4 protein-coding genes are annotated in these 8498 nt (G+C 65.1%); 2 read left to right on the top strand and 2 right to left on the bottom strand.

The window, feature by feature from the left end:
* Positions 1-428, top strand: a 428-nt coding sequence (locus ABLE91_RS27225) for a DUF2076 domain-containing protein (protein WP_348935690.1), incomplete at its 5' end; no start/stop codon positions are given.
* A 462-nt stretch (positions 429-890) separates the two neighbouring features.
* Here ABLE91_RS27225 and ABLE91_RS27220 read toward each other — a convergent pair.
* Positions 891-5006, bottom strand: a complete 4116-nt coding sequence (locus ABLE91_RS27220; RefSeq protein WP_348935689.1) for an autotransporter domain-containing protein — start codon at positions 5004-5006, stop codon at positions 891-893.
* A 267-nt stretch (positions 5007-5273) separates the two neighbouring features.
* A complete protein-coding gene (locus ABLE91_RS27215) occupies positions 5274-6431 on the bottom strand; it encodes a helix-turn-helix domain-containing protein (protein WP_348935688.1) in 1158 nt (385 codons plus the stop codon).
* Positions 6432-7248: 817 nt separating this feature from the next.
* On the opposite strand from ABLE91_RS27215, the gene ABLE91_RS27210 reads away from it, so the two are divergent.
* On the top strand, positions 7249-8352 hold the full coding sequence (locus ABLE91_RS27210) for a threonine aldolase family protein (protein ID WP_348935687.1): 1104 nt from the start codon (positions 7249-7251) through the stop codon (positions 8350-8352).
* The last annotated feature ends 146 nt before the right edge of the window (positions 8353-8498 follow it).

Raw genomic sequence — 8498 nt, 5'->3', positions numbered from 1 at the left:
CGGCGGCGCCCTACTTCATGGCGCAGACCATAGTCGTGCAGGAATACGCGCTCCAGGAGGCCCAGCGCCGCATCGAGGAGCTGGAGCGCCGCCCGGCCGGCGGTGGCGGCTTCCTCTCCGGCCTGTTCGGCGGCGGGCAGAGCGACAACCGGTCCTCGACGGGCTCCCCGTACCAGTCCCAGCGTGGACCCGTGCCGCCCATGGGCGGCATGCAGCCGGGCCAGGGCGGGATGATGCAGCAAGGCCGCGGCGGCGGCTTCCTCGCGGGCGCCGCCCAGACCGCCATGGGTGTTGCCGGCGGCCTGCTGCTGGGCAACGTCATCGCCGGCATGTTCGATGGCGGTGGGGAAGCAAATGCCGCAGAACCAAGTGCGGAGCCGGCCGCCGACGAAGGTGGAGGCGTTTTCGGCGGAGACGAAGAGTACTGATCTTCGCAAGCGTGCCAGGGCCGGTCGCGGATCGGCCCTTCTTCGCATCTCGGTAACAACGGGGCAAAAGCCAAAGTTCACCGGCGTGATCGTGTTGGGTTCCAGTGCCACCTTGTCCGGAAGGGCGAGCTGGCCGACGGCGACACGAAGAGAACCGACAGCGCCGGAAGAAGCAACGATGTGGAAGTCCATCGCGGCGAGGAGAGCGTGCGGTTCGGCATACCGAAATCCGCCGCCAGTTCGCCACGATGGGGCGGGTCCGGAAGCCGGCATCGAAACGCGCCATCAGCCGACCCGCGAGCTCGTTGCCGTTTGCAAGCGCCGCCGGAACGTTAAACTGCGCCTGCGACTGCCGCGCATCGATCACCATGGCGCGCGACACTGCATCAGCGAGCGCCGGGTTGAGCCTGGTGCGAGTAGATGAAGCATCAGGCCGATAAGGGCGAAGGCCGCGAAATCTGCTCAGAAACTGACCGTAAAGCTACCCTTGACCATGTTGCTGGTGTCGGTCTCGGAGAGCTGCCCGGCATAGAACAGTGCCAGCGAGATGTTGGCGGTGAACGCCATGTCGAGCCCCGCCTCCACCAGAGCGGCGTCCGCGGCGATGGGAACACCCGAGACCGCGAACGGCTGGGCCCCCGGCCCGAACGCGAACAGCGCCTCGGGCGTGGTGTCGCCGAACGCATGCTGCCACGCCAGTGTCCCCTTGAAGGCCGTGGGAAAAGTGCCAAAGGCGAATGGCACGGACATGCGGGCGCCCAGGGTGGAATAGGTCACCCCCTCGCTGCCACCATAGCCCGTGAGCGCCGCAGGGCCGCCGTTCTCGGTGAAGTCGCTGAGGTTCACGTTCACATATGCGAGGCCAACAAACGGCTCGACGTTCACTGCGGCAAAGGAGAGGCCGTACCCCACCTCGCCGAATACTTGTCCCGTGCGGGCCGAGGTGTCGGCAGTGAGCGCGTTGTAGAAGCCGGGGAAGACCACGCTGCGGCTCGCACTGATGTCCGCCCAGCTATAGGCGCCACCGAGCCTGATGCCGAGCGCGCCGAAATTCGTCGCGCCATAAACGGCCACATGGGCATTGTCGCTGGAGAAGGAGGAGGAGCGAGCATCCACCTGATAGCTGGAGAAGGAATAGCCGGCCGTAAAACCGACGCGCCAGTCGCTCGTCCCCGTGGAGAAGGCGCGGTCATAGCCTACGAAGATGCCGGCGGTGTCGCCGGAGATAGTGGCGGCATTGCCGTTGCCGTCGATCTGGCTCCAGGCGCCAAACCCCTGGGCCCAGAAGGCGTTGGGCGTACCCGGCACCTCCAGCACGTCGGTGCCGGCCTTGGTGGCGTAAGCCAGCGGGGTGCTGGCGGGAGCCTGCACCGGCACCCGGGCCCGGTCGAGCACGGCCCGGCGCAGGAACAGGCTTTCATCCTGCAGCACCGACATGGCAGAGGGATAGATTTCCCCCGAGAGCGAATTGAAGGCCTGCTGGGCGCCCGCCGCCGTGGTTTGCGAGACCACGGCATTATAGACCGCGTTGCCCTGGCCAAGGGCTTCCACCGCCGTGGCGGTGGAAATCTGGTTGGGGGTCACCGCTACATTGGGGAACGAAGTCTGGTTGCGCACCACGTTCAGATAAACGTCGTTCGGATCGTAGGAGAGCGCCAGTTCGACGAAGGGCAGGTTCTGGGTCGGTGCCGCGAAGCTGCCGAAGACCCCGCCTTGCGCCGTGAGAATGGCATACTGCGTGCCCGGCAGGTAGCTGCCCGGTGCCTTGGCCACCGCGACATTGGCCCCGTTCAGGGTCGCGCTGCCATTGACCACGATTAAGTCCGACTGTCCCGCCGGATTGATCTCCACCGCATAGGTCGAGCCCGATGCAAAGCTCAGAGCACCATTCACCGTCAGCGTGCCGATGGACTTGCCCGGCGCGATCGTGCCGCCGGCCGCCAAGGTAGTCGGACCCACGGTCCCGTTGCCCTTCAGCGTCCCGCCCGAAAGCACGCCGGTGGTGCCACCCAGCGAGCCACTCACCAAGAGAGTCCCGGAGCTGACCGATGTATGTCCAGTGAACCCGCTGGAGTTTCCCGCCAGCGCTGTCGTGCCCGAGACCACGTCGACCACTCCAGAGCCGCTAATGCTCGGCGCAAACAGGTAGCTGTCCGATGTGTGATTGAAGACAAGTGTTCCGGCACCCGGGCCGAAGGCCAGCGACCCTGTGGCGAGGGCGCCAGGCGCAGCTGCTGCCTGTCCCGCGGCCGCGCCGATATTCAGCGTGCCGGACGAGCCTGCGGTGGATGCGATGGTGGTTGTGCCGTTAACGGCAACCTTTCCGCCACTCGCAATGGTCAGGCTGCCGCTCCCCTGGCCGCCGACCGCGAGGTTGCCGGCAATGCTCCAAGCAGAGCCGGTTCCATTGACGCCGACATTGCCGGTCTCCCCGGCGGCCTGCCCGACATAACCGTTCTGGCTGTTCACAGTCCCGCCGGCGACGACGAACAGATTGCCACCACCGACACCACCAATGGTCATGTTGCCCGTCGTCGCGTTGCCGAGACTGCCGCTCACGACGAGTGTGCCGCCGCTGACGGCGGTCGTACCGGTGAAGTTGGCCGAATTGCCGCTCAGCATCGTCGTCCCGGACAGAGCCTGGATGGTTCCCGCGCCCGAGATGCCGGAAGCGAACTGGTAGCCGTCCGACGTGTGGTTGAAGACGAGCGTGCCGGTTCCCGCTCCAAATGCCACCGAACCCACCGTGAACGCTCCCGGGGCCGCGGCTGCGAGGCCGTTGGCCGCGCCGATGTTCAGCGTTCCGGAGGATCCCGCCGCAGCGGCGAGGTGGGTCGTGCCGCCAACCGTGACCGTGCTGCCGTTGGAAGCGGTCAGCACGCCGGTTCCCTCGCTGCCCACATAGAGATCGGAAGCGACGGCCCAGATGGAGCCGGAACCCGTCACGGTCGCTTCGCCGATGCTGCCTGCGTGCGCACCGAGGACACCGTTGCTTGCGCTCACCGCGCCGCCTGCCTGGACGAACATCACGCCGGTGCCGTTGAAGCCGATGAAGAGATCCGAGCCATTGACGAGGGTCGAGCCGGCGCCACTGACCGTAATGCTCCCCGTGGAGCCGGCCTCGCGGGCCACATGAACGCTCTGGGCGGCCACCGTGCCGCCGGCCGAGACCGAAAGAGCTCCGGTGCCAAACGTGCCGATGGTCATCTCACCCATAGTAGTCAGCCGCGACCCTGTCCCGGCGACGTTGACGAGGCCGACGCCCGTAGCGGCATCGCCGAGTGAGGTTGTCGCCGCGCTGACTGTACCGCCAGCCTTGATGTTCAGCGTGCCGGTGCCGCGAGATCCGACGGTGAAGACGTCGTCCGTCGTCCAGCTTGTGCCGGCGCCTGTGACAGTCACGACAGACGTCGAGGGCTGCTTGCTGGCGACGGTTGCTTCACCGCTCGTCACTGAGGCGCCATCGGCCACGGTCAGCGTCGCCGAGCCCGCATCGCCGACAAAAATGCCTCCGTTTGACTGAATCCGCGATCCCACTCCCGTCACGGTTCCGGTTGCTGTGCCCGAGGTGCCCACGGCAAATACCAGGCTGTTCACGTCCAGCAAGGCGCCCGACTGAATCAGAAGCTCGCCGGCGCCAGCATCGGCGATGAAGACGGAGGCCGTGGTGGTCCATGAGGATCCACCGGAGAGGGCGAGGCTGCCCGTGCTCCCGACTTCCCGCGCGAGAACGGTGGTCACGGCCGTGACGGTCGCGCCGTCGGACACTGTCACCGTGCCGCTGCCTTGACGACCGATCTCAAGAAGGATCCCGGAGACATCCAGGGTCGAGCTCGCCCCGGTAATGTTGAGGATCCCCTCCGCGCCCACCTCCGTGCCGAGCATCAGGCTCTGGAACATGACGGCACCGCCATCGCTGATTTCCAGGGTGCCTATGCCCTGGTGGCCGAGGGTCACAAGGTCTGTGACCGTCCAGGTGGAGTTCGGGCCCGTAACGGTGACGAGCCCGGTGCCTGTTCCGGCATATCCCACATAGGCCTCGTTATCGCCCTCCACCGCACCGCCAAAGGCGATGACCAGCTGGCCATTGCCCTGATCGCCGACGAACAAGTTTCTGGTGGTCCACAGGGAGTTCGGGCCGACAACGGCGAGCCCGCCGTTCACGCCCGCATTGGCACCGATATAACCGACGTCCGTGAGCAGGGAGCCGCCGCCCTGGACATACAGAGTGCCGTTGGATGTCGTCCCGAGCGTGAGATCGTTCGCGATGGCGCCCAGCCCGGCAATGACCGGCGTATCCGTGGGCGTGTTGTTTATCGCCGCATCCACGCCCATGGATGGCATGCCAGCGGTCCAATTGCCGTTATCGAACCAGTTGTCCGAATTCTGGCCGGTCCAGGCGGTCTGCCCCTGCGCGGCCGGCGCAATCGCGACCAAGGCACTTGTGGCGAGGAGCAAGGCGCCAAGGCGCGGCCTGCCGCAGAACCGCCGGAGGTCCGGCCCGGCAGCGCCTTTGACCAGCGCCCTGCGGGCCACGTCACGCTTCACCCCCTGGAAACCCCAGCTTACCCGCGCCATGAATACGCCCTCGACAATGCCACGCGAGAGGCGAAATCCAAGGCGTGTCGACACTCGCGGTGCGCGCGTGGTGACACTCCTCAGGGCAGCCCCTTGAGAAGCTTGTGCGTGGGCCGCAGGTGAGCTTGCAAGGAAATGAAGCGGGGCGGTGCCAGATGTATCTTAGGGTGCTGAATTCGTATCTATAGCTGCAACCTGCCCGCTCCGCCCGAGGAGCGGCAGCCCGTCATCACCGGATCTCGTGGCGGCATCCGGACATGCCGCGGATCACCGGAGCTGGCGAATCCAATGCCACATACTGGGTCCGCGCGCGTGCCGGTCGATTGCGACGCGTCCCTCCGCCGCGTGCGCACGAACCTCTCGCGGTGTCACACCAAACAAGTTGCGAAAAGCGCGGGCAAAGTTGGTGCGATAGGCGAAGCCACAGTGCGACGCGATGTCCGCAATGCTCCATCCCTGCTGGCTCGGATCAGTCAGCATCTCCCGTGCGCGGTGCAATCTTCCGCTGGTCACATAAGCGGACACCCCGCCATAGGGCTCGAAGAGGTGGTAAAGCCGGCGCGTCGAGATACCAAACGCAGCAGCAATTGCCTCAGCCGACAGTCCATGATCTGTTATGTGGCTGTCGATGTAGCGGCGGATCTGCCAGGTCAACACCAATTGAACTGAAGCAGTGCTCTCTTCCGTCACCTCCATATTAATGGCGGCCGCAGCCAGCTCCAGAGTCGGTCGGATGACAGCTTCGGCCTCCTCACGGCTCATGCGTGGTGCTTCTCGATGCAGGTTCTCGACGTGGTTCCGGAGCAAGGCGGTGAGCGGCGCCTTGCCTGAAATGACGCGCAGGTTTTGCTCGTCGGGTGCCTTAAGGAGAGGGGCGAGCAGGCGGCGCGGCGCAGTGAGGTTGTAGCTGTCCAGGTTGGATGCGGTCATCGCCTGAGCCTGTGCTAGATCTGCGATCAGCAGATCACCGGCGCCGGCCTGTTCGTGCGCTCCCCCCTCACGCCGGCCATTGCTTCCGCTGATGCAGAACTGCAGTGTCACATGGTCGAGACCATCTCGGCCAATTCTGGCACGTGAGCGATCATAGTAATTATCAACCGCACACTGATACCGCGTGAGAACAGTTTCACAGAGATGCGAGGCATCGGCATAAAAGAAGAAGCGATCATCAACTTTCTTCAGGATGCGCACATCATAAAAGAGGCCGATGCTTTCGAGCCACGCCGCGACTGCCTCCTTCGTCGGAAGTCCCTTCGTGTTAATCGCCGAATGAAGGACTCTGGTTGCGACCTCTGCGTCTTCCGATGAGACCGCTGTGGCATCTCTCGCCATTTTTTCCCCACCGTAACTTCCAGCCCCCTCCTTGTCTGAATTTGTGCCGGAGGGCAATGCGCTTCGCAGCCATGCTCGACCCACGTCCGGCATGCCGACGATGAGATCAACTGCGATGATCTTTCGGATGGCGCGATCTATGCGCCGGCCAGGCGCGCCTATACATGGTCGGCGCCCGTGCCACCGTGAGGATGTCGTTGCCAGTACCGCCGGCGATGATGTTGCCGCCGGCGTTGCGGGAGCCGGGGAAGGCGCGGGTGAAGGTGAGGCACCCACGTTGAGCCAGCTGGCCATGGAGAGGGGGTTGAGGCTGGCGCGGACCTCATCGTCGCCACCGCAGGCCAAGTCTAAGGCCGTGGCGCTCTGGGCATAGGTGTCATTGCCGGTGCCAACCTCCTTGCCATCGCAGCCACAGTGATCTCCTGACTTTGATTAAGGAGTCCTGAGCCTAGGTCGAAATGCCCGAGGAGCGACTTCGGATGAACCGGGTGCGAGATGCGTAGACGGGCAGTTTCCCATCCGCCGCCTACCAGCGGCCAGCTTAAAAGCACTCCATCGCGCGAGGCCTGCCGCCCCGTGCGCGCCGGCATCGCGCCGCCAAAGTCGGGACCAGACAGTCCAAGGCATCGACAAAAGCCTCTATCACACGAACCGGGTTATTCCCGTCCACTCAGTTGTCGAGGCACGCGGGTAGGAAGCACAGCTGTTTATCGATCTGGGCCTTCGACAGTGCCAGGCTCCAGCTCAGGCGGCTGGCGCGCAACCGGGCGCAGAGCCGGGTGCCGGCCAATCCTAAGAGCTCTCCTCCCCCTTGCGTCGCCCGCGTGCTCGGCGTCTGATCTGGCCGTTACAGCGGGCCGGACTTTTTCTTAGAACAAAGTTCACACATGACATCTCGATTGGAAATGCGATGACACGGGGCGCTGGCATTTCGGCCATCAGGATCGACCTTGGCAGCGACACCTCCACACGCCCCTCGCCGGAGATGCTCCAGACGATGATGCGTGCACCGCTCGGCGACGAGCAGATGGGCGAGGATCCCACCACTCGCACTTTGGAGGAGCGAACCGCCGAATTGCTCGGCCAGGAGAGCGCCGTCTTCCTGCCCTCCGGCACCATGTGCAACCAGATCGCCTTACTGGTCCATTGTCGGCCAGGCGACGAGATCATCGCCGCGCAGCAAGCGCATATCTACGGCTCGGAAGGCGCCGGCGCCGCCGCGCTGGCGGGCGCCTTCGTGCGTCCCATCGAGGCGCCCGAAGGCATCTTCGACGGGGATGCGATGGTCCGCGTCATCCGCCCCGCCCGCCCGCGCGCACCGCGCAGCCGCGTCGTGGTGATCGAGCAGACCTCCAACCGGGGCGGCGGCGCGGTCTGGCCCCTCGCCCTGGTGGAGGACGTGGCCAAGCGCGCCCATGAGAACGGCCTCGCCGTACACATGGACGGCGCGCGGCTCCTCAACGCGGTGGTGGCGTCGAACGTGGCTGCGCAGGATTTCGGCCGCCCCTGCGACAGCGTTTGGCTCGATTTCTCGAAGGGCCTCGGCTGCCCGGTCGGTGCGGTGCTCGCGGGCCCCCGCGACTTTATTGCCGAAGCCTGGACCTGGAAGCACAGGCTGGGTGGCGCTATGCGCCAATCTGGCATCCTCTCCGCCGCCTGCCTCTACGCGCTCGACCACAACGTTGCCCGCTTGGCACAAGACCATAGCAATGCCCGGCGCCTCGGGGGTCTGGTCTCACAGATTCCTGGCGTGCGCCTCGCTTTCCCGCAATTGGAGACGAACATCGTCTTCATCGACATCGGCTCAACTGGCTGCACCGCCCCGAATGCACTGGACGGGCTTCGCACGCGCGGCATCCGCATGTCCCTGGAAGGCCCCCAACTGATGCGCGCGGTCACCCACCTCGACATCGCTGCAGCGGACATCGAGCCAGCAGCAGAAGCGCTGGCAGATGTGCTCCGAGGCCGGTCGGAAGCCACTCGCAAGTATCCACCGCAACCAAAGCCCGAATAGGCGCCACGACCGCCATTCTTGCAGAGCCGGCGAAATTTTGGCCCGCCCGCGCGGCGCGCTGCTGCGCGCCATTTTTTTGTTGCAAGGCGCCATCTTGCGTCGTGCAACGCACAATTTCCAGGCAGCACCTGACAACGATCACACAT

Source organism: Aquabacter albus (assembly GCF_040049275.1).
Lineage (GTDB): Bacteria > Pseudomonadota > Alphaproteobacteria > Rhizobiales > Xanthobacteraceae > Aquabacter.
The sequence above is the reverse complement of the archived record's forward strand: the minus strand, read 5'-3'. Positions and strand labels throughout refer to the sequence as shown.